21 protein-coding genes are annotated in these 21138 nt (G+C 71.1%); 8 read left to right on the top strand and 13 right to left on the bottom strand.

The features are described 5' to 3' along the window. Nucleotides 1-70: 70 nt before the first annotated feature. Together ACWGO0_RS14035 and ACWGO0_RS14030 are read right to left on the bottom strand one after the other, a co-directional pair. A complete protein-coding gene (locus ACWGO0_RS14035) occupies nt 71-838 on the bottom strand; it encodes a S1 family peptidase (RefSeq protein ID WP_453533078.1) in 768 nt (255 codons plus the stop codon). A gap of 204 nt (nt 839-1042) precedes the next feature. Further along, nucleotides 1043-1933 carry a S1 family peptidase gene (locus tag ACWGO0_RS14030; RefSeq protein WP_453533075.1) on the bottom strand — a complete coding sequence of 297 codons (891 nt, stop codon included), beginning with the start codon at nt 1931-1933 and terminating at the stop codon, nt 1043-1045. A 471-nt stretch (nt 1934-2404) separates the two neighbouring features. Between ACWGO0_RS14030 and ACWGO0_RS14025 the strand changes: the two genes are divergently transcribed. The 5 genes from ACWGO0_RS14025 (at nt 2405) to ACWGO0_RS14005 (ending at nt 9582) form a co-directional block, all read left to right on the top strand. After that, nucleotides 2405-3151, top strand: a complete 747-nt coding sequence (locus tag ACWGO0_RS14025) for a response regulator (protein WP_453533072.1) — start codon at nt 2405-2407, stop codon at nt 3149-3151. 11 nt (nt 3152-3162) lie between these two features. Then, nucleotides 3163-4347, top strand: coding sequence for a sensor histidine kinase (locus tag ACWGO0_RS14020; protein WP_453533069.1), 1185 nt, complete (start codon nt 3163-3165; stop codon nt 4345-4347). 93 nt (nt 4348-4440) lie between these two features. Then, nucleotides 4441-5865, top strand: a complete 1425-nt coding sequence (locus ACWGO0_RS14015) for a S28 family serine protease (protein WP_453533066.1) — start codon at nt 4441-4443, stop codon at nt 5863-5865. Between the two features lie 122 nt (nt 5866-5987). Further along, nucleotides 5988-8048: a SpoIIE family protein phosphatase gene (locus tag ACWGO0_RS14010; RefSeq protein ID WP_453533063.1), complete on the top strand. Its 2061-nt coding sequence runs from the start codon at nt 5988-5990 to the stop codon at nt 8046-8048. 130 nt (nt 8049-8178) lie between these two features. Next, entirely contained in the window at nt 8179-9582 is a 1404-nt protein-coding gene (locus ACWGO0_RS14005) for an alkaline phosphatase PhoX (RefSeq protein ID WP_453533060.1), read from the top strand. A gap of 10 nt (nt 9583-9592) precedes the next feature. Here the strand turns inward: ACWGO0_RS14005 and ACWGO0_RS14000 are convergent, their stop codons facing one another. Beyond that, complete coding sequence (locus ACWGO0_RS14000) at nt 9593-10594, bottom strand: GNAT family N-acetyltransferase (protein ID WP_453533056.1); 1002 nt, start codon at nt 10592-10594, stop codon at nt 9593-9595. Between the two features lie 48 nt (nt 10595-10642). On the opposite strand from ACWGO0_RS14000, the gene ACWGO0_RS13995 reads away from it, so the two are divergent. Further along, nucleotides 10643-11239, top strand: coding sequence for a TetR/AcrR family transcriptional regulator (locus tag ACWGO0_RS13995; protein ID WP_453533053.1), 597 nt, complete (start codon nt 10643-10645; stop codon nt 11237-11239). A 39-nt stretch (nt 11240-11278) separates the two neighbouring features. On the opposite strand, the gene ACWGO0_RS13990 is transcribed toward ACWGO0_RS13995, so the two are convergent. From ACWGO0_RS13990 to rpmG, 9 genes are all read right to left on the bottom strand, one after another. Further along, entirely contained in the window at nt 11279-12454 is a 1176-nt protein-coding gene (locus ACWGO0_RS13990; RefSeq protein ID WP_453533050.1) for a metalloprotease, read from the bottom strand. Between the two features lie 11 nt (nt 12455-12465). After that, on the bottom strand, nt 12466-14157 hold the full coding sequence (locus tag ACWGO0_RS13985; protein ID WP_453533047.1) for an alpha/beta hydrolase: 1692 nt from the start codon (nt 14155-14157) through the stop codon (nt 12466-12468). A 107-nt stretch (nt 14158-14264) separates the two neighbouring features. Then, nucleotides 14265-15551 (bottom strand): sensor histidine kinase, encoded by a 1287-nt coding sequence (locus ACWGO0_RS13980; RefSeq protein WP_453533044.1) that lies wholly within the window; start codon nt 15549-15551, stop codon nt 14265-14267. 29 nt (nt 15552-15580) lie between these two features. Beyond that, the gene (locus ACWGO0_RS13975) at nt 15581-16246 is read right to left on the bottom strand and encodes a response regulator transcription factor (RefSeq protein ID WP_453533345.1); all 666 of its coding nucleotides are present in this window, start codon (nt 16244-16246) and stop codon (nt 15581-15583) included. An 80-nt stretch (nt 16247-16326) separates the two neighbouring features. Continuing rightward, on the bottom strand, nt 16327-17223 hold the full coding sequence (locus ACWGO0_RS13970; protein WP_453533041.1) for a hypothetical protein: 897 nt from the start codon (nt 17221-17223) through the stop codon (nt 16327-16329). Between the two features lie 101 nt (nt 17224-17324). After that, the gene (gene rpsR / locus ACWGO0_RS13965) at nt 17325-17561 is read right to left on the bottom strand and encodes a 30S ribosomal protein S18 (RefSeq protein ID WP_453533038.1); all 237 of its coding nucleotides are present in this window, start codon (nt 17559-17561) and stop codon (nt 17325-17327) included. 11 nt (nt 17562-17572) lie between these two features. Beyond that, on the bottom strand, nt 17573-18727 hold the full coding sequence (locus ACWGO0_RS13960) for a CobW family GTP-binding protein (RefSeq protein ID WP_453533035.1): 1155 nt from the start codon (nt 18725-18727) through the stop codon (nt 17573-17575). Then, nucleotides 18724-18981 (bottom strand): type B 50S ribosomal protein L31, encoded by a 258-nt coding sequence (locus tag ACWGO0_RS13955; protein ID WP_453533032.1) that lies wholly within the window; start codon nt 18979-18981, stop codon nt 18724-18726. Before ACWGO0_RS13955 ends, ACWGO0_RS13960 begins: the two co-directional genes overlap by 4 nt. A 30-nt stretch (nt 18982-19011) precedes the next feature. Further along, entirely contained in the window at nt 19012-19176 is a 165-nt protein-coding gene (gene rpmG / locus ACWGO0_RS13950; protein ID WP_453533029.1) for a 50S ribosomal protein L33, read from the bottom strand. Between the two features lie 67 nt (nt 19177-19243). On the opposite strand from rpmG, the gene rpmB reads away from it, so the two are divergent. Then, on the top strand, nt 19244-19480 hold the full coding sequence (gene rpmB / locus ACWGO0_RS13945) for a 50S ribosomal protein L28 (protein ID WP_453533026.1): 237 nt from the start codon (nt 19244-19246) through the stop codon (nt 19478-19480). Continuing rightward, nucleotides 19480-19785: a 30S ribosomal protein S14 gene (gene rpsN / locus ACWGO0_RS13940; protein ID WP_453533024.1), complete on the top strand. Its 306-nt coding sequence runs from the start codon at nt 19480-19482 to the stop codon at nt 19783-19785. The genes rpmB and rpsN overlap by 1 nt, the downstream gene beginning before the upstream one ends. Nucleotides 19786-19839: 54 nt before the next feature. Here the strand turns inward: rpsN and ACWGO0_RS13935 are convergent, their stop codons facing one another. After that, complete coding sequence (locus tag ACWGO0_RS13935; RefSeq protein ID WP_453533021.1) at nt 19840-21087, bottom strand: hypothetical protein; 1248 nt, start codon at nt 21085-21087, stop codon at nt 19840-19842. Nucleotides 21088-21138 lie beyond the last annotated feature (51 nt).

The raw sequence follows: 21138 nt of genomic DNA, 5'->3' as shown, positions 1-21138 counted from the left end.
CCGGCCGGCGGTGCTTTCCGTGCCGGCCGGCGGGTTCTGGTGCGGAGTTACGTCCGTCGGGCGGTTCGGATCAGCCGTTCAGGGCCGACTCGACGAAGTCCCTGAGTGCGGTGACGTCCGTGTAGATCGACGGCGCCTCGGCGCAGGTCAGGCTGTCGCCCCCGCCGCGGCTTGTGGCGCCGATCAGCTGCCACTCGTCTCCGGCCCGGACTATCGCGGGGCCTCCGGAGTCTCCGTAACACGCGCCCTGCGGTACGCCGTTCTCGTCGAGCGGGCTGTCGACGCACAGCTCGCCCGCGGGGCTGATGCCGGTGCAGCCGGAGTCCACGAGCGTGGTGTCGAGTTCCTTGAGCGACTCCGAGCCTTCGTCCGCGCCCCTCTCCGGTGTGACCTGGCCCCAGCCGAGGAGCCGGGTGGGAGTGCCCACGGGTGCCTCGTCGGCGATGGCGATCGGCTGGGCCTCCACCGGCTCGGTCAGCCGGAGGACCGCGAAGTCGTACTCGGGGTGGACGACGACCTCTTCGACGGCGCTGGTCTCTCCGCCGGAGGACCGGTCGGCGGACCCGGCCCGCACGGTGTACTCGGCGTCGTCCTCGACGCAATGGGCGGCGGTCACGGCCAACTGGGGCGCGACCAGCGAGGCGCCGCACTGGAACCCGTCGTTCGCGTGGAGCGACGTCATGAACGCGTACTCCTCGGACGCCTGGCCGCCGCCCACGATGTACGGCGAGACGGGGCCGGGGGTGCTGCCGGCGGACGCCGCCGTCGAGCCGACGAGGATGAGCACGCTCGCGGCGGCGGTCGCGCCCAGGGTCTTGAGCGGGGATGACTTGTACACGGGGCACTCCAGTTCCGGAACCCGGTCCGGACGGTGAGGGGATGTGACAGCCCCGAATTCTTGAAGCAGGCATGTCATCCGACAATGGCATGCGGCCCGCGGTGGCCTGTCGGACGGTCAAACCCGCCAACTGGCTTAATCAACAACACCGTTGTTACTGAAGGGCCGCGCCCGGGTTTCCCCGGGCGCGGCTCTGGCATGGTGTCAGCGCCGGAGGCGCTTCTTGACGGCCTTGCCCTCGGGGGACTCGTTGAGGGTGTTCCACAGCTTGGCCGAGCTGGTGGAGGTGTAGACGCCGGGGGCGCCCTGCTCGCCGCAGCCTTCGCCGTACGAGACGATGCCGATCTGGTACGTACGTCCGGACACCTTGCGGAACAGCGGGCCGCCGCTGTCGCCCTGGCAGGAGTCCTTGGCCTCGACGCCCGCACAGACGTTGACGCCCTTGTCGTACTCCGGGTAGGTCGCCGTGCACTCGGCATGCGCGAGCAGGGGCACCCGCACACCGCGCAGCCGGTCGGGGAAATTCGGCAGCTCTGTGTCGGTGTTGCCCCAGCCGATGACCGTGGCCTTGGCGCCGGGGCGCAGCAGGGCGTCGGTGCCCGCGGTCGGCATCTTGACGGGGGCTGTGCCGGTGACCGGCTTCTTGAGCATCACGAACGCCATGTCGTACGCCGCGTTGCCCTTGAGGTAGCGGGGGTGTACGACGATCTGCTGGACGTTGCGAACCTGGCCCTGGCGCTTGTCGGACAGCACGGTCCGGCCGACAGCGACTTCCAGGGCCTCGGCCGGGGCGTCCATGACGCAGTGGGCGGCCGTCAGGACGACCTGGCTGTCGATCAGACTGCCGCCGCAGAACTGGCGCTTGTTCGCGCTGTCGGAACCCTTCTCGAGCAGGGCCGCCATGAACGGGTGCGCGCCGTCCTTCTGCGCACCGCCGCCGATAATGGGGCGGACCGGCCTGATCCGGTCGTCGGCGGACGCCGCCTGAGCCGGCGCCGCGACGAAGGCCGAGGCGACGAGCGCGAGTGCCGCGCCCGATGCCAGACCGAGGGATGCCGTCCGTCGGGTGCGGGGACCGGACTGGAAGATTCTCATGGGAGTTGAGCTCCTTTTCTGATGCGTGATGTTTTCTGATGGGGTGTTGCCGAAGACGTCGCTTCCGCGGTCGCCTCGGCTACTGCGGCACCGGCGCCGCGTGCGGCGCGCAGGTGGTTTCGCCGGCCTCGACGACGCCTTCCAGGAGATAGGCGTCGATGCGCTCACCTCTGCGAGCTTGTGGTCAGGGGGAAGCCTGGGGCGCGGGTGTCCGGCGGCAACAGCCCTTTCGTCCGCATCTCCGCCTTCGCGCGCAGCGGTCCCATCCGGCAGGCGGGTGCGACCCTCCGACCGGCGGTGAGACGGCAGCCGGGTGGGGGTTCACGCGGGAAGGTGCGGACATCAGACTGTCGGGTCACATGTGACATCCACTACAGCGGGTGGCCCCCACCAGCACTCCTCCCGCACTGTGTTCGCAGTCCGAAGGTGTTCGAAGTCCGAAGCAAGCCGTCCGTATGCCGGAGGAAGCCCGTGCCCACCCACCCGGAATCCGCCCCCCGGCTGAGGCTCCTCGTCGTGGACGACGAAGCGCTGATCCGGTCCGGCCTCACCCTGATACTCGGCAGTGCGGACGGCATCGACGTGGTGGCCTCCTGCGAGGGTGCGGCCGCCCTGGCAGCCGTACGGGAACACGCCCCGGACGTCGTGCTGCTGGACATCCGGATGCCGGACATCGACGGGCTGACACTGCTCCGCCGGATCCGCGCCCTGCCCGAGCCCCCGCAGGTGGCGATGCTCACCACCTTCGACACCGACGAGTACCTCGGGGAGGCGCTCGCGCTCGGTGCGGGCGGCTTCCTGCTCAAGGACACCGAACCGGAGATGCTGATCCGTTCGGTCCGCGCGATGGCGACGGGCGCCGGATGCCTGTCGCCCTCCGTCGTGCGGCGGCTCGGCGGAGCCAAGGCGGCCGACGGGGAGGCACTGTCCGCGACCCGGGTGGTGGCGGGACTGTCGGAGCGCGAACGCCAGGTGCTCGTCTACATCGGACTTGGACTCTCCAACGGGGAGATCGGCGCCCGCATGTTCTTCTCCGTGGCCACGGCGAAGGACGACGTCAGCGGCGTGCTGGCGAAGCTCGGGGTGTCCAACCGGGTCCAGGCGGCGGTGGTCGCCGAACGCGCCGGCCTGCTTGTCGCGCAGGGCGCGGCACGCCCCGAGGCCGGGAAAGGCATGGGATCCGGAGCCGGTTACGGAGCGCGGAACGAGTGCGGGTGAGCGGTGAAGCCATGCGTGAATCGGTGTCCAGGACGGCCCTCACCCGGATACGCCGGCGACTCCCGGGCGGACGGAGTCTTGTCCCCGGTGTCGCAGGTCGACGGCCGGGAGCTCTTGCCGACGTCGCCCTTGCAGGGCTCGCCGCCCTGGACGTCGCCTTCTCGATGCCCACCCCGCAGCCGTGGCAGACCGTGGTGTCGTTCCTGGCTGTCGCGGCGCTCCTGGTGCGCCGCCGCCTGCCGCGCCTGACCCTCGTGCTGACGCTCCCCGGCCTCTACGCGGGCGCCGCGCTCTTCGCCGCCGTCGTGGCCCTGGGCACGCTCGCCCACCGGCGCCGCTTCGACTGGCAGGTCGAACTCGCCGTCGTCGCTGTGGTCACGGGCAGCTTCCTGCCCTGGCCGGTCGCCCTCGTCACCGGGACACCGAGGGACGAGCTCGTACAGACCCTCTTCTACGCGCTGCTGCTGGGCATCGGCCCGACCGTCATCGGACTCCTCATCCAGACCCGGCAGGACCTGTCCGAGCGGATCGCGGAGCTGGCAACGGTCCGGGACCACGAACGCGAACTGCACGCCCGTACGGTCATCGCCCGCGAACACGCCCGGCTGGCACGCGAGATGCACGACGTCGTGTCCCACCAGGCCGGCCTGATGGCGGTCCAGGCCGGCGCCCTGGAGGTCACCACCAGGGACCCTCAGGTCAAGGAGGCTGCGGCGACACTGCGCAAGCTGGCCACCGGCACGCTGGAGGAACTGCGCGGCATGATCGTGGTGCTCCGGGCCGCCGGTGCGGGCCCCACCGGGCTGCGCCCGCAGCCCAGACTGAGCGACCTGCCCGCGCTGGTGGAAGGAGCGGGCCTGGACGTCGGTCTCCGGGTGACGGGCACCGAGGACCACTGCGTGCCGGAGGCGGTGGAACGCATGGTCTACCGGACCGTTCAGGAAGCACTCACCAACGTCCGCAAGCACGCACCGGGCGCGACGACTTCCGTCACGGTGGACATCGGCGGGGAGACCCTGCGGATCGCCGTCCGCAACAGCGCTCCCGTCGACGGGGCTCCGCGCCCGGACCTGCCCGGCGGAGGGCACGGCATCCTGGGCCTGCGGGAACGCGCCGCGCTGCTCGGGGGCACGCTGACGGCCGCGCCCACCGGTGACGGGGGCTTCTCCGTACGGGCCGAGGTGCCGCTGAGCTAGGACGGGCCCTGGTGCTTCATCAAATCCTCAGGTTCCTCCGGCGACACTGCCTCGACCTCACGCAGCAATGGAGCTTTCCCAAGGAGAGAACGCATGCGCAAGGCGCTCAGATGCCTGCTGCCGCTCGCCGTGCTCATAGGCACCGCGACCACGTCCGGCACAACGGCCGGGACGGCCGCGGCAGCACCGGCCACGGACATCAAGGACCGGATCCTGGCCGTTCCGGGCATGAGTCTCATCGAGGAGAAGAGCCATCCGGGCTACCGGTTCTTCGTCCTGAACTACACCCAGCCGGTCGACCACCGAAACCCGGGCAAGGGCACCTTCGAACAGCGGCTGACGCTGCTTCACAAGGACACGACACGCCCCACTGTCTTCTTCACCTCCGGCTACGACCTGTATGCCGAACCGAACCGCAGCGAACCGACGACCATCGTCGACGGCAACCAGGTCTCCCTGGAATACCGCTACTTCACGCCCTCCAGGCCGCAGCCGGCCGACTGGTCCAAGCTCGACATCCGGCAGGCCGCCGCCGACCAGCACCGCGTCTTCACGGTCCTGAAGAAGATCTACGACAGGAAGTGGATCGCCACCGGCGGCTCCAAGGGCGGCATGACCGCCACGTACTACGAGCGCTTCCACCCGAACGACATGGACGGTGTCGTCGCCTACGTCGCCCCCAACAACGTGCACGACGACGAGGACTCGGCGTACGACCGCTTCTTCGGACACGTCGGCAGCAGGGCGTGCCGGGAGAAACTGCGTGCCGTGCAGCGCGAGGCGCTGATCCGCCGGGCCTCGATGCTGCCGATCCTCAAGAAGCACGCCGCCGCGAAGGGACTCACCTTCAAGACGGTCGGCGGCCCCGACAAGGCGTACGAAGGCACGGTGACCGACTTCGAGTGGGCGTTCTGGCAGTACAGCCTGCTGACCGACTGCGCCCGGATCCCGGCCGCCGCCAGGGCGACCGACCGGAAGCTCTTCGACACCATCGACAAGGTCGTCCCCTTCGCGGGCTACGACGACCGTGACCTCGCGGGTTACACGCCGTACTTCTACCAGGCGGGCACCGAACTCGGCTCGCCCGACGTCGTCCAGCCCCACCTGGACGGACTGCGCCGCTATGGCGCCATCCCGCCGCGGAACCTGGTGCCACGTGACATTCCGATGCACTTCAAGCCCGCGGTGATGAAGGACATCGACGCCTGGGTGCGCCACAACGCCCGGCGGATGATGTTCGTCAACGGCCGGAACGATCCGTGGAGCGCCGAACCCTTCCGCCTCGGCAAGGGCGCACGCGACAGCTACGTCCACACCGCTCCCGGTGCCAACCACGGCGCCGAGGTCGCCCTGCTGCCCGCCGGGCAGAGGGCCGCCGCCACTGCCTCGATCCTGAAGTGGGCCGGTGTCGCCACAGCCGCCGTCCGGCGGGACCCGGCGAAGGCCCGACCGCTGGCCGAGGCCGACGCACGGCTCGACCGCCGTGATGCCGGGCGTCAGCAGACACTGCTCCCGTAGGTCACCCGTCACGCTTCCGCGTGATGAACAGGGCAGCCGTGTCATACCGGGCGATACTGGGAGCAAGATCTCCTTCGGGCCTGCCCGCGCAGAGCAGGGACCCGATCACCGGGAGTGCGCGCATGACCTCTGGCTCCGACCCTGTCACCGACGGCGAGACCCTGCCATGGGCCCGCCTGGCGTCCCTGTTGCTCAGCGACACCGGGGAGATCATGGCCTGGTCGGAGGCGGCCGAGGACCTCCTCGGCTACTCCGCGGGCGACGCCGTCGGCCTGCCCGCTTCCGTCCTCTGCGCCACCCCGGCCGACTGGCCCGTCATCCTGACGCAGGCGCGTGAGCTTCCGGGGGAGACACGTACGGTCCTGCGCCACCGGGACGGCACCCGGCTGGAGGCCGCCATGGTGGCGCTGCCCATGGCGGGGAGCGAGGCGACGCACGTGCTGGCCCTCCCCGTGGGGACGGCCAGTACGTGCGCGACGCGTCCGGCCCCCGCCGCCGAGAACGTCGGACGGGGCACGACCCTCGGGGTGGTGCGCGAGGCGGCCTCCCGGATCGGCAGCTCCCTCGACGTCGTTGGGACGGCGCAGGACCTGATCGACGTCCTGGTTCCGGCGCTCGGCGACATGGGCAGCGTGACACTGACCGAGTCCGTTCTCGCCGGGGACGAGCCGCTCCCCGTCTACGACCCGAGCGAGCGGCGACGCCTCGTGGCCGCCAAGCACGCGCACGGCCCCCGTCCGCCCAGAATGGTGCAGGTCGGTGAGGCGATGCCGCCCCTCCCGGAGATTCCGGAGCTCCCCGCGCTGTTCGACGGCGAGGTCGTCGTCTGGCGCTCCCCGGAGCAGGTGGCCGCCCTTCTCGGTCATGATCCCCGGCTGATCGCCATGCTCGTGGCCCCCGGTATGAGGCAGTCCCTCGGGGCATCGCTGCTCGCCCGCGGGGTGGCCGTGGGCTATGTGGTGGTGGCCCGCACCCGTGACACGCGGCCGTTCGGCGAGGGCGACAAGTGGCTCATGCGCGAGGTCGCCACCCGGGCGGGGCTCGCGGTGGACAACGCGCGCCGCTTCACCCGCGAGCACCGTACGGCCGTCACCCTCCAGCGCAGCCTGCTGCCACCGGCGAAAACGGACACCGCGTCGGCCGAGACGGCCGGCGCCTACCTGGCGGCCGAGGGGACCGAGGGCACCGTCAGCGTCGGCGGGGACTGGTTCGACGTGATCCCGCTGTCCTCGATGCGTGTCGCTCTCGTCGTCGGCGACGTGATCGGACACGGCCTCCAGGCCACCGCGACCATGGCGCGCCTGCGTGCGGCCGTGCAGACCCTCTCCGACCTCGACCTCCCGCCCGACGAGGTCCTGCTCCGGCTCGACGACCTGGTGCACCGGGTCGCCGCGGAGGCCGATCACCCGGATGTCATCGGCGCGTCCTGTCTGTACGCCGTCCATGACCCGGTCACCGGGCGCTGTCTGCTGGCCGCCGCAGGGCACCCACCGCCCGCCGTGGTGCACCCCGACGCGACGGCCCACTACCTCGACCTCGAACCCGGCCCCCTCCTCGGGGTCGGCGGGATGCCCTTCGAGGTGACCGAGGTCCAGCTGCCGCCCGGCAGCACCCTGGCCCTCTACACGGACGGCCTGACCGGACGGGACCAGGAGCCGGCCGACCTGCTGCGCCACCTCACGGCCGCCTGCCGCCCGGCGCGCTCACTCACCGACATCAGCCACGACCTGGTGCACACCGTCCCGGGCACGTCCCCGCGGCGTGACGACGTGACCGTCCTGCTGGCCCGCCTCCGTGCCGTGCCGGCGGCGGACACCGTCACCTGGAGCTTCCCGGCCGACCTGGCCGCGGTGTCCCTGGCCCGCAAGGCGGTCACCGGCCACCTCGCCTCCTGGGGCCTGGACGACCTGGTGTTCTCCACCGAACTGATCGTCAGCGAGCTGGTCACCAACGCCATCCGCCACGCCAACAGCGGAGTCACGCTCCGGCTGATCCGTGACCGGGTGCTGGTGTGCGAGGTGTCCGACGCGAGCAACACCCAGCCGCGGCTGCGCCATGCCCGGACGACCGACGAGGGCGGGCGGGGGCTGTTCCTCGTCGCTCAGCTCAGCAGCCGATGGGGGAGCAGGTACGGCGTCTCGGGCAAGACCATCTGGACCGAGCAGCCGATCGGCGGGGAGTGACGCCCCGGTACCCGGTCGGCGCGTTGTTCCACCCACGTGGGTGGAGGCCGGTAGCAGCCGTTCAGGTGGGGTGTCGCCCGGTGATACACACAGCGCGACGTTGTCGGCACGCACTACGGAGTGTCCCCTCATGGATGTAACTCGACGCCAGGTCCTCGCACGTACAGGCGCTGTCGGGGCGGGAATCGCCTTCGCCGGTTCGCTGTACGAAGTCTTCGCCGGTAAGGCCTCTGCCGCCCCGGGGCTGGGGGAAGGGGCCGGGTACGGGCCGCTGGTGCCCGATCCGGACGGACTGCTCGATCTGCCGGAGGGTTTCTCGTACCAGGTGCTCTCCCGCGAGGGCGACGAGTTGCTGAGCGGCGAGGGCCTCGTCCCGGGCAACCACGACGGCATGGGCGCGTTCGGCGGCGAGGGCGGACGCGCCAGGCGCACCCATCTCGTACGCAACCACGAGAACCACGCATCCGCCGGCGGCCCCGTCCCGGCCGTCGAGGGACTCACCTACGACCTGGGAGGCAAGGGCGGCTGCACGGTCATCGAGCTCGACGGCCGGAACAACGTGCTCGGCGAGCGCGTCGCAATCGCCGGCACGGCGGTCAACTGCGCGGGCGGGCCCACCCCTTGGGGCACCTGGCTCACCTGCGAGGAGACGGAGGACAGGGCGGGAACGAACGGCTACACCAAGGACCACGGCTTCATCTTCGAGGTCGACCCCGTGGACCCGTACCGCACCGGAGCCACCCCGCTCACCGCGATGGGACGCTTCGCGCACGAGGCGATCGCCGTCGATCCGGACAGCGGAATCGTGTACGAGACCGAGGACGCCTTCAAGCACCCGTTCGGGCTGTTCTACCGGTTCCTGCCCAACCAGCCGCTGGGCGGAACCGGTTCACTGCGTGCCGGCGGAACCCTTGAGGCGATGCGGGTGCCGGGAGTCCCCGACCTCTCGGTGATCGACGAGCCGGGCGCGAGCTTCGACGGGGTGGAGTGGATTCCCGTACCCGACCCCCTGGCGAAGCGGACGCCCATCCGGCTCCAGGGCTTCGGCCCCCAGGGCGTCACGCACGCACAGAAGCTGGAGGGCTGTTACTGGGGCGAGGACTCCGTGTACTTCGTCTCCAGCTTCGCCCGCGCCAAGGACGGCTCCGGGGCGGACCACTACGGTCAGGTGTGGCGGTACGAGCCGTCGGCGCGGCAACTCACCCTGGTCGTGGTCTTCGGCCCCGACACGGACATCGACATGCCCGGCGAGTCTCCGGACAACATCTGCCTGGCCCCCGGCGGCGGCCTCATGGTCTGCGAGGACGGCGGCGGCGAGCAGTACGTGTACGGGCTGACCCTGGAGGGCGAGGTCTACCCGGTGGCCCGCAACGCGCAGGCGATGACATCTGCTGCCGCCGCAGCGGGCGGCTCCGCCGACTCGCCTGAGTACGGCGAGTTCGCCGGGGTCACGTTCTCGCCCGACGGCACGACGATGTACGTCAACTGCTACGCGCCCGGAACCACGTTCGCGGTCACCGGCCCCTGGCAGTAGGGCGGGCCCGTCAGGACTCCTGCCGTCGGAGCCGCGTGGGAGCAGCGTCCTGTACGTCGTCCTCCCAGGCCAGCGAGCTCATCCTCCAGCCGGCGGGAGTCCTGAGGAACTGGGTGGTCTTGCGGCCGGAGCCCTCGAACCACTCGCCGCGCAGACAACCGGACTTGCGGTACTCGCTGAACCGGTGCGCGACCGACCCGAAGACGTCGGTCCGCTCGGAGACCTCCCATTCGGAGAACTCCGTCAGCGTTCCGTCGGTGAGCATCTTCTGCCGGGGCTCGATGAACGCGTCGAGGCCGTAGATCACGGGCTCGTCCCCGACGTTCGCGGTGATCATTCCTTGAGGGACGAACACCTCGCGGATGATGTCGACGTCCGGCCGGCTGCCGCCGGTGTTGGTGAACGCGCCGAGGAAGACGCGCATCAGCCGGTCGAGCTCGGCCTTGACGTCGGACACGGGTGACCCTGCCGCGGGCGGCCACTCCTCGGAGAGGACCGACCAGACCTCGATGTCGCGCCGTGTGCCGCGGTCGAGGGAGCGTTGTCGGAGTACACCGTCACAGGTCATCCCGAGCCGGCGCGCGGCTTCGATACTGCGGGTGTTGCCCGACGCGGCCCACCATTCGACGCGAGTCATCCCGCGCTCCTCGAAGGCCCAGTCGATCAGCACACGGCACGCCCGCGTCACGAGCCCGCGGCCCGCCCCGTCCGCCTCCAGCCAGCAGCCGATCTCGCAGACTCCCGAGGCGGCGTCGAAGCTCGTGAACATCACTCCGCCGACCAGCGTGCCCTCCAGCCAGATCCCGTAGATCCGGCGGGCGTCCTCGGCCTGCCGGTCCGCGTACCGCTGGAGGACGGCCGTGGCGGAGGGGAGGTCGGAGCTGAACGTCGCCCAGGGTATCCACGGGTCCACATAGGGGCGGGCGCGGTCGATATGGGCGAGGAACTCCCGCGCGTTCCAGGGCTCCAGCGGGCGAAGCTGCGCGTCGTCGCCGAGCGGCAGTGCGAACACGGACGTCCTCCAGGTACGTAACGAGCGTTCGGTATGTAGGGTGACAGTATGCCGCCCGCACCCGGAGACCGTGAAGCCCGCCGCGACGACGTGTCCCAGGCGGTGTGGAACGTACTGGCCGACAAGGGGTTCGGCGGGCTGACGCTGCGTGCCGTCGCCACCGCGATGGGCGTCTCGACGGGCATGCTCATGCACTACTTCCCGACCAAACGGGCCCTGGTCGCACACGCCCTGGACCTGTTGGAGAAGCGCACCGCGGAACGGCCACGGCGCGAACGGCCCACCGCGGGCCTCGCGGCCCTGAGGGCGATGCTGCTGGACATCCTGCCGCTGACCGCGGACGACACCGCCCGTAACCGCATCTGGGTGAGCTCCTGGGACCTCGCCCTGGCCGACGGCGCGCTGGGAGCGGAACAGGCCGACCGCTACACCCGGCTGCGCTCGGCGATCCGCCCGCACTTCGAAGACGCCCGCGGCCTGGGCGAGCTGCCCGCGGCGGGCGACCCGGAGCGGCTCGCCGCCACGGCGGTCGCGTTCGTCCACGGACTGGTCGTCCAGGCCCTGTTCGACCCCGTCCGGTTCCCCGTGGACGTACAGACCGCCATGCTCGACGACTTCCTCGCTTCGGTCACCGCCCAGGCCTGACGGCGGTGCCGGCCGCCATTGGCCGATCCATCAGTCGGTCTAATAGACGATGGTGTGGCGGGCGAGGATGTCCATGACCTCCTCGCCGGTGCTGAGCGGCGGAGACGCCTTGGGCCGGTCCTCCGTGACGTACTCGCGGAAGTCGTCGCTCATCTCCCGCGTCATCAGTCGCACGGTGCCGTCCCAGTCGCCTCCGTCGGGTCCGTCCTGCGCCCACAGGTCGAGCAGCGAACTGCCCACGCGTCCCTGGACGGTGTCGCCGGCGTCCCAGCCGGGGGTGTCGCCGCTGTTCTCGAAACCGGTCTCGCCGCCGTCCTCGTCCACGTAGCGGTAGTCGTCCAGGACGTAGGCGGCCACGGCGTCGGCGAAGCCCTCGCTCCACGCGCAGGTCGTGGAGCTGTGCTTGTCGACGTAGTGCGAGGAGCAGTCCGTCACCTCCGGGAACCGGCGGTCGTAGAGCTGCCACTGCCACCAGTGACCTGCCTCGTGGAGTATCAGGTGCTTGGAGTCGGTCATGTTCCCGGAGACGATCACGGCGTTCGCGTCTTCGGCCTCGTCCTGCGGATCCGCGTGGTTCCAGTACCCCGAGTCCGGGTTCTTGACCGGCTCCCACACGAACGTGAGCCGGTCGCACTGCCCGGTCTTCTGGTGACTGGTCCAGCAGCCCGATTCGGGATTGCCGCGCTTCCAGTAGAGGAGGTTGAGGGTGTCGACGACGTGCCAGGCGTTCTGGATCCCGGCAGGCACCTTCACGGTGCCGAGGTTCTGGCCGGTGGAGACGTCGAAGCGGGAGGCCGAGTCGAAGCTGAACTCCCTCTGCGAGTTACGGTCCCTGACGACCCGCCACATATTGGTACTGCTGGAGCGGAACTTCATGTGGACCTCCGGCAGGGTGCCGGCCGCCTTGTAACACGCCTTGAATGTGCCGTCGCTGCTGTTGGTGATCCCCGAGGCGAGCCTGCGGGCCGAGGCCTTCGCCGACGTCTTGCCCCACAGCTCCCAGTTGGCATTACGGGCCGGAGCGGTGACCAGGGGCTTCTTCCTGCCCGCCTCGGCGTCCTTGTAGTCGTAGGTCAGGGTGCCGCTCACACAGGTCCGGGCGCGCGGCTCGTTCTGTCCGGCGCACGCCGCGATCGGCAGCAGCAGCCCGAACAGGGAGATGAGGGCGATCGCGCCGGTTCCGCGCCGACGGTGGGTGATGAGGGGTGCGGACACTGCGCTCTCCTTCAGCAGACGGTCCCGGCGGGGACCGTCCTCGGCTCGATGAGGTAGTCGTCGACGTGCTGCGTGACACAGGAGTTGCTACGGCCGTAGGCGGTGTGGCCCAGGCCCTCGTACGTCAGGAGTGCTCCGCCGGGGAACTGGGAGGCGAGGCTCGCCGCCTCCTCGTAGGGGGTGGCGGCGTCACCTGTGGTGCCCACCACCAGGACGGGCGGGACGCCGTCGGCGCGTACGCGGTGCGGCTTGTGCGTGGTCGTGGGCCAGTCCTTGCAGGTGAGCGACGTGGTCACGTTCGAGGTGCCGTAGCGGCCCGCGGCCTTCTCGGCGGGGGCGAGGGCCTTCCAGTACGCCTGTGTGTCGCGCGGGTGCGGGATGTCGAAGCAGTTGACGGCCAGGAGCGCCGCGTCACTGTTGTCGGAAGGCACGTCGCGGTCGGAGGGCTCCTCCTCGTCGGCAGGCTCCTCGCTGTCGTACGGCACCTCCGTGCCGGACTCGGCGCCATCGGAGTCGTCGGCCGCCGGGTCGGGCTCCTCGTACTCCGCGAGCCCGGCCAGCTTCGTACCGTCGCCGCGCGCCGCGTCGGCCAGGGCTTCCGAGAGGTCCTCCCACTGGGCCTCCGGCGTGTACATCGACATGACGAGCGCATTGAGCAGCGCGTTCGAGTCGAGGCCCCACTCGTCGCCGTCGACCGGCAGCGGTTCGTGCGCGGTCTGCTCGAACAGCCCGTCGATCAGTTCGTGTATCTCTTCGGTAGTGCTGCCGGGGCAGCTGTCCCCGGCGAAGTCGGCGCAGTACGTGGCGTAGTCGTCGACGGCCCGCTGGAAGCCGACGCCCTGGCTCACGGCACGTTTCGACCAGTCGAGGGAGGGGTCGACGGCGCCGTCGAGGACCATGGCGCGGACGCGGCGCGGGAACTGTTCGGCGTACGCGGTTCCCAGGCTCGTCCCGTACGACCAGCCGAAGTACGTGATCCGGGACTCCCCGAGGGCCGCACGCAGTACGTCAACGTCCCGGGCGACGTCCTGTGTGCCGACATGGCGCACGATGGCGGCGCTGTGCTTCACACAGGCGTCCGCCTCCTGCTCGGCGGCCGAGACGAGGTCGGCGCGCTCGGTCTCGGTCCTCGGGAAGAACGGATCGGTGGCACCGCTCTCCGGGGCCGGCTCCTCCTGCGCCGGCTCCGTCGTCTCCTCGGTCGTATCGTCAGCGGCCTCCTCGCCTTCCCCGCAGGTCAGGGCGGGCGAGCTGCCACCCACACCACGAGGGTCGAAGGAGACGATGTCGAAGCGGGCACGCGCCTCGGGGGTGAAGGACTCGGCCATGCCCTCCTCCAGGAGGGACGTCACCCCGGAGACGCCGGGTCCGCCGGGGTTCGCGATGACCGAACCGATCCGCTCGCCGGGCTCGGCCGTGACCGCTCGCGCCACCGGCAGGACGAACGTCTTCCCGTTCTCGGGGTGTGCGTAGTCCATGGGGACGGTGAGCTCGGCGCACTGGTGGTCCCCGCAGCCGGTCCACCGCAGTTTCTGCTGGTAGAAGGCCTTCAGCTCGGGCCGGGCCGCTGGGTCGATACGGACTTCTGCCGCCTTCGGCCCGTCCCGGGCGGGCTCCGGAGCCGTGGTGCAGGCGGCGATGGTGGTGGCGCCGACGACGGCCAGGACGAGGGACAGAGCGGGACGGCGGACAGCGCGGATCAACGTGGTGCTCCCATGTTCGGTTCGTCTGGGAGCCTGCCGGGCCGATGCTGAGGATTTGATGAGGACGAGCGGGGAAGCGGCGCCGCAGGTGCGGCCCGCGGGGTCGGTCAGGTGCCGGTGGGCAGGCGCAGGACGAAGCGGGCGCCGCCGCGGTCACCGCGGTCGGCGGTCAGGGTGCCGCCGTGCGCGTGAGCCACCCAGGCGACGATGGACAGCCCGAGGCCGGTGGACCCCGCCCCACTGCGGAACCGCTCGAACAGAGCGCCCGCCACCTGCGGCGGCAGCCCCGGCCCCGCGTCGTCGACCGTCACGGATCCGTCCCGCCCGACGCCGATCCGGACATCGGCGGGCTGCCCCGGAAGGTGCCCGTGGGCAAGGGCGTTGCCCAAGAGATTGGCCACGGCCCGGCGCACCAGATCGGGATCGGCGTTCACGACGCTCTCCTCGGTCCGGACCGTCACACGGTCTTCCCCGGCCTGGGCGTCCGCGACGACCGCCTCCACCAGCTGGTCCAGACGCAGCGGCTCCCGCGCGAGCGTCGCCGTACCGGACATGAGCCTGGCCCGGGTGAGCAGCCCGTCGACCAGACCGCCCATGCCCTCCGCCAGCCGCAGCGTGCGCTTCAGTACGTCGGTGCTGTCCGTCTCGCCCCGCAGTGCCGTCTCGGCGAGCGTACGCAGCGACGCGGCCGGTGTCCGCAGATCGTGCGCGGCATCGGCGAGGAACGCCTCCTGTTGGCCGAGTACGGACAGTGCCGGCCGGACGGCCCGCCCGGACAGCAGATGACCGACGGCGGCCGAAACGAGCACCAGCAGCGCACAGCCGCCCGTCACCAGCCACACCAGCCTTCGGTGGTCGGCCAGTTGCTTGGACGTCGCCGCCGAGGTGACGATGACGCCCTGCGGCCGGTCCCCTTCGACGGCGTCCGGGTGGTAGAAGGGCATGGCGAGCACCCGGACGGGTTCGTCGTCCGTCGTCCGCCGGTCGAACGTCACCGCTTCGTCGCGGAGCACGGCCGCGGTCGCCGCCGCCCGTACGTCCCCCTCACGGACGGTGAGGCAGGGGCGGTCCGGGGCGTGCTCGACGACCAGACCTGGGTCCTCGGCGCGGTCCTTCGACGGCGTCACGGACAGCACCGCGAGGGGCGGGCAGCCGGTGCCCAGCTCGTCGACGAGTGTGCTGGTGTCCAGCCGGTCGTCCTCCGCGGTCTCCAGCAGACCGACGGCCCAGCTGCTGTCCACGTTCAGCGTCCGGTCCAGCTGCTCGCGCCATCGCGCGTCGTCGCTGCGTACCGCGAACACAGCCATGATCACGAGCCCCACCGCGCTGGTGAGCGCGAACAGAGCGGTGATGCGCCGCCGCAGCCGACGTACCCTCGCGGTCGGAGTGAGCATGCGTGACCTGCGAAGGCGGGCGGGCGGCTTCATCGCTCGCCGTCCGGCGCCAGGCGATAACCGACGCCACGGACCGTGTGGATGAGCGGCGGATCGCCGAGCTTGCGGCGGAGCTGGGAGATCAGGACGTCCAGGACATTGGACTGGGGCTCCGCCATCTCGTCCCAGCAGCCTTCCAGCAGGTCCGCCCGGGACACCGCCTGGTCGCCGCGCGCGGCCAGCATTTCGAGGACGGCGAACTCCCGGCCCGTCAGCGTGAGCAGCACACCGGCACGCCGGACGCGCCGACGGGCGGTGTCGATCTCCAGGTCGCCGAGCTGATGGACGGGCGGGCGGACGACGGCGGATCGCCGGCAGAGACTGCGCACCCGGGCGACCAGCTCAGGGACGGCGAACGGCTTGATCAGATAGTCGTCACCGCCGCTGGCGAAGCCCTCGACGCGGTCGGCGACCGAGTCGCGGGCGGTGAGGAAGAGCACGGGCACCGCCCGGCCGCCGCGGCGCATCTCCTCCACGTACGAGGCGGCGTCGCCGGACGGAAGCATCCGGTCGAAGACGGCACAGTCGTACGCGGTGACGAACAGCGCCTCGTCGGCCTGGGGCAGGTCGGCGGCTTCGTCGACGGCGAGCCCCGCGGCACGCAGGGCGGCTGCCACCCCGAACCGCAGATTGTCGTCGTCCTCGACCAGTAGCACTCGCACGCCGTCACACTAGCCCGACCTGCGCATTCAGACCCTCGTCGCCCGTTCCTGGGGTCGTACGCCCCGGCAAGCCGTCATCGAGCGTCGGCGGGAAGCTCGATCCTCCCCGCGAACGTGCCCTGGTTGTCCTGCCGTACGTCCTGCTCGTACGCGATGTCCTGGCCCCCGTTCGGGACGAGGAAGCCGAACGCGAACCGGTGGCTCGTGACCTGGTACGTCTTCGCGTCCAGGACCAGGACCTCCTCCAGGCCGGACAAGGTCAACCGGGCGTCGTCCACCGGGACTCCGGCCCCGCGGAGCTGTTCGGCGGTGGGGTCGAACTCCCGCTGGGCCTTCTTCGCCCAGGCCCGGTCCCGGACGGCGGTCAGCGGCTGCTTGCCGCTGCCCACGCGGAGTTCGACCGTGCCGTTCGCCTCGGTCACCTTCACGTCGTCGCCGGCGGCCTGTGCGTACGCCCGGAACTCCTCGATGGCCGCGACCGCGTCCTCGACCTTGTTCCGCATCTCGGGGTCGGTGGCGGGCGCGGTCCGCCAGTCCGCGCCGTCCTCCTTGACGTGGGCGGTGCCTTCGACGACGTAGACCTCCTCCTTCTTCGTCGTCCCCTTGCTGCTGGTGCTGACACCCTGCGACCGCAGCGCCGCCGGCTCCATGCCGCGCCGCACCGTGGCCCCATAGGTGGCGGCGCTCTTCCGCCCCTGGACCGTCAGCCCCTCCTGGCCCTTCACGGTGAAGGACCAGGCGCTCTCCGCCGCCATGGCCTTCTCGGCGAGGTCGAGGAAGTCCTCCGGGGACTCGGGCGCCGCCTGGGGCGCCGCCGCGGGCGGCTCGGAGACCCGCTTCGCCTCGGGGGTCTTCGTTCCGGCTGACTCGGCGGGCCCTTCGTCGCCCGCGCCGCAGGCGGCCAGAGAGAGCGCGAGCGGGAGAACGAGCGCGGCAGTGCGCCTGGAACGGGAGCTGGAGCGGGTTCGCATGGCCTCTTCCTTGTGTCACGGCAGGGCGCGGACTGTACAACAGCGTTCGAGCGCCGGGCACGCCGACGTACATTCCACGCGAACCATCACAGAAGGACCGGTCAGCGGCTCACATACGGCAGCAGCGCCATCTCGCGGGCGTTCTTGATGGCCGCGGCCATACGCCTCTGCTGCCGCGCCGTGATCCGGGTGACGCGACGGCTGCGGATCTTCCCGCGGTCGGAGATGAACTTCCGCAGCAGGTCGGTGTCCTTGTAGTCGATGTAGGTGATCTTCGCCGCGTCCAGCGGATTGGGGCGGGGCTTGAGCGGCTTGTGCGGGTCCTGTCGGCGGGGCATGGGGGTTCCTTTCAGGAGACGGGGTCGAGGAGCGAGTCGAAGGCGGCCGGAAGCCTCTTCCACGCCTCGCGCCCCGAGGCGTATTCGGCGTCGGTGAGCAGGCAGGATTCGAGGAGGTGCTCCAGCCCCTCCCGGTCCAGGCCGGGAGAGGTGAAGACCAGGTGCTGGCAGCAGTCCCCGTGTTCGGGGTGCCAGTCGAGGGACGCCGCCGCCCGGCGTATCGGCGGCACCATCTCCCAGGCGGCGTCCGGCAGGGAGGCCAGCCAGGGGCCCGTGTTCTCGACGCAGAGCGCGCCGCCCGCGGCGTCCCAGGACAGCAGGGTGTCGGGGCGGTCGGCGAGCCAGAAGCGGCCCCGGCTGCGCGCCGCGGCGCAGCACAGGTCCTCCAGGGCGTCGAAGAGCCGTTCGGGGTGGAAGGGCCTGCTCCGGTGCCAGACGAGGGTGGTGACTCCCGCCTCGTCGGCGTCCTGCGGCAGCAGCGCGCAGGCCGGATGCTGCGCGGCGGCCGCGCTCTCCACGTCGAATCCGGCGAACGCCAGCTCGGCGAGTTCGCCGGAACGGGCGGACACCTGGCGCGCGGTCGGATGCAGCTGGGAGAGCAGGGCGCGGTCCTCGTCGTCGGCGGCCTCGCTGTCGACGAGCGCGAGGACGGGGGCGTACTCCAGCTGCCTCGCCCAGGTGTCCCCGACGGTCCGCTGATCGGTGGTGGCCGCCGCGAGACCGGCCTCCGAGAGGTCGTCCCCGTTGGCGAGGTAGGGGAGTACGAGTGCGGGGTCGACCGCGGTCATCACCCCGGTGAGTTCGAGTACGTCGGCTCCGTGCCCGGCGACGACCTCCGCCATGGCCCGGGGCTCGACCGAGTCCCAGAGCTCGACGACGGCCAGCCGGGTCAGACCGCTGTGGGCGAGCCGTTCGAGCTCGGGGACGAGGTCCTCGCGCAGCGCACAGCAGGCGCAGTCGTTGACGAGCGGCGCGTCACCGTGGGACAGCTCGCCGGAGGCGTCCCTCATCACACGCCGCACGGTGCCCTGTGCGGCGGTGGCCAGATCGTGATGGAGCGCGACGCTGCCCGGCACGGCCCGCAGCAGACGGTCCACGACCTGCTTGCGGGCGTCGGAGTGGAGCCCGCCGACGATGACGACGGGCATCCGGGTCCTGTCCGTCATCCGTTCGCTCCGCGCAGCGCGTACCGGCGCTCGAAGCGCTCGACCCGGCCCGCGGTGTCCATGACCCGGGCGGTGCCGGTGTAGAAGGGGTGGCTCGCCGAGGAGATCTCGACGTCCACGACGGGGTAGGTGTTGCCGTCCTCCCACTCGACTGTCTTGCTGCTGGTCAGGGTCGACCGTGTGAGGAAGGCGAAGTCGGCGGCCTTGTCGCGGAAGACGACGGGGCCGTAGGCGGGGTGGATTCCAGGCTTCATGGCGGGGTCCTTGTGGCCGGTGAGGTGGGGTCAGCGCTCTTCGCGGAAGTCGACGTGGCGGCGGGCCACCGGGTCGTACTTGCGCATGGTCATGCGGTCGGGATCGTTCCTGCGGTTCTTGCGGGTGACGTAGGTGTAGCCCGTGCCCGCGGTGGAGCGGAGCTTGATGATCGGGCGCAGTTCGTTGCGTGCCATGGCGCTAGTATATGACAATGGTTTCCATTACCAAAAAGCCCCCGATCGAAGAGAGCAGGTAACTCCCATGTCCGCCCACTGCCAACTGACCGGCGCCCAGCCGGGATTCGGCAACCGCATCTCCCACTCGCACCGGCGTACTTCGCGCCGCTTCGACCCGAACATCCAGCGCAAGCGCTACTGGCTGCCGAGTGAGGGCCGCCATGTGCGCCTGACCCTCAGCGCCAGGGCCATCAAGGCCATCGACACCATCGGGATCGAGGCCGCGGTGGCCCGTATCCGCGCACGGGGAGTGAAGGTCTGATGGCCAAGAAGAGCAAGATCGCGCAGAACGAGAAGCGCAAGACGGTCGTCGCGCGGTACGCGGCCCGGCGGGCCGAGCTGAAGGAGATCATCCGGCGTCCCGCCTCGACGGAGGCCGAACGGGCGTCCGCTGTCGCGGAGTTGCGTGCCCAGCCGCGTAACGCGAGCGCTACCAGGGTCCGCAACCGGGACAGTGTGGACGGCAGGCCCCGCGGGCACCTGCGGAAGTTCGGGCTCTCCCGGGTCCGGATGCGCGAACAGGCGCACGCCGGATTCCTGCCCGGGGTCACCAAGTCGTCCTGGTGAAGGAACCGGCGGCCCGCGCCCCTGCCGAAGAGGCGCGGGCCGCACGGTCCTGTGTCAGCGGCCGACCGGATCGAGGTGGGCCTCGTCGCCGGGCTCCACCAGCGCGAGGAGTCCGCCCTCGTCGAGCGCCGTCGGCACGGTGACGAGCGCCGTCTGCCGCGCCGTTGCCGCGTCGAAGACGTGGACCTCCCCGTGGCCCCCGCGCGAGACGGCGACCAGGGACCCGCCGGGCGAGGCCGCGACGGCCCGCCGCTGGACCCCGTCCCACGGCGTGCCGCCCCGGCGGGGCGCTCCGGCCATGGCCGGCAGAGGCAGCCGCGCGGTCACGGCCGGTGCGCCGCCCCCCGTGGAGACGAGGACGAGTTCGTCGCCCTCGGGGTGTACGCGGCTGAAGGCGACGTGGTCCCTGGTCACCGCCAGGCGGAAGACCAGGCCGGGGCCGAGGTCCAGGCGGCCCGCGTCGGCCGTGTCCAGGTGGTGCCACCAGGCGTCGTTGGCCCAGTCGGGCCAGCTCTCGGGGGCTTCCGGGCCGCTCCGTACGCAGGACCAGAGCGTCCGGCGCGCGGCATCGAGCCGCAGGTAGTAACCGCGGCCCCCGCTCCGCCCGCCGGCCGTCCACGGAAGCGTCGTACCGGCCCTGAGTGCGTCGCCCTCCGGGCGGGCCCGGTGAACCCCTGATCCGGCAGCCGCGAACACCCAGCCCGTCAACGGGTCGTAGGCGTCGCCGTGCCCGTCGTCGTCGGCGAGAGGGAGCGCCGACGCGGGTTCGGCGGGCGGGCACGAGGGGGCGGATTTCATGAGTACGGAGTGGCGGTAGGCCGTCAGTTCGCCGGGCTCCCGATGGCGCAGCACGACCATGGGGTCCTCGGGCGGACCGGCGACGGTGACGCCCGGTTCACCGGCACGGGTCCGTACGCGAACCGCGTCGGGGCCTCCCTCGGCCGCCAGGTCGACGGCCGTCAACAGGTCCGACCAGGCTGACCAGTTGCGGCCGAGGCCGGTGGTGACGGCGATCCGCCGGCCGGTGGCGTCGGCGGCCAGATGTTCGGCGGGCACCGCCACCGGTATGCGGTGGGCGACGACGGGGCGTCCCGATTCCGGGCCGTACGGATCGAGGACCAGCAGCTCACCGGCTCGGTCGTCGACGCATGCGACACGGTCGTGCGGAAGCGCGAGGAAGCCCGCGTGCTCGGCGAGATGCCGTCCGTCGAGCTGGGCTGTCGTACGTCCGTCGCGCAGGTCAACAACCCTTACGTTTCCGGCTACTTGGTCGGCGACGATCAGGCGCGGTCCGAGGTGCATGGGTGGTCTCCGGGGCAGGGGCGGCTGGACAGGGACTTGCTTTGACAATGA

Source organism: Streptomyces sp. NPDC055749, from assembly GCF_053617235.1.
This window is presented reverse-complemented; position numbering and strand designations above follow the sequence as displayed.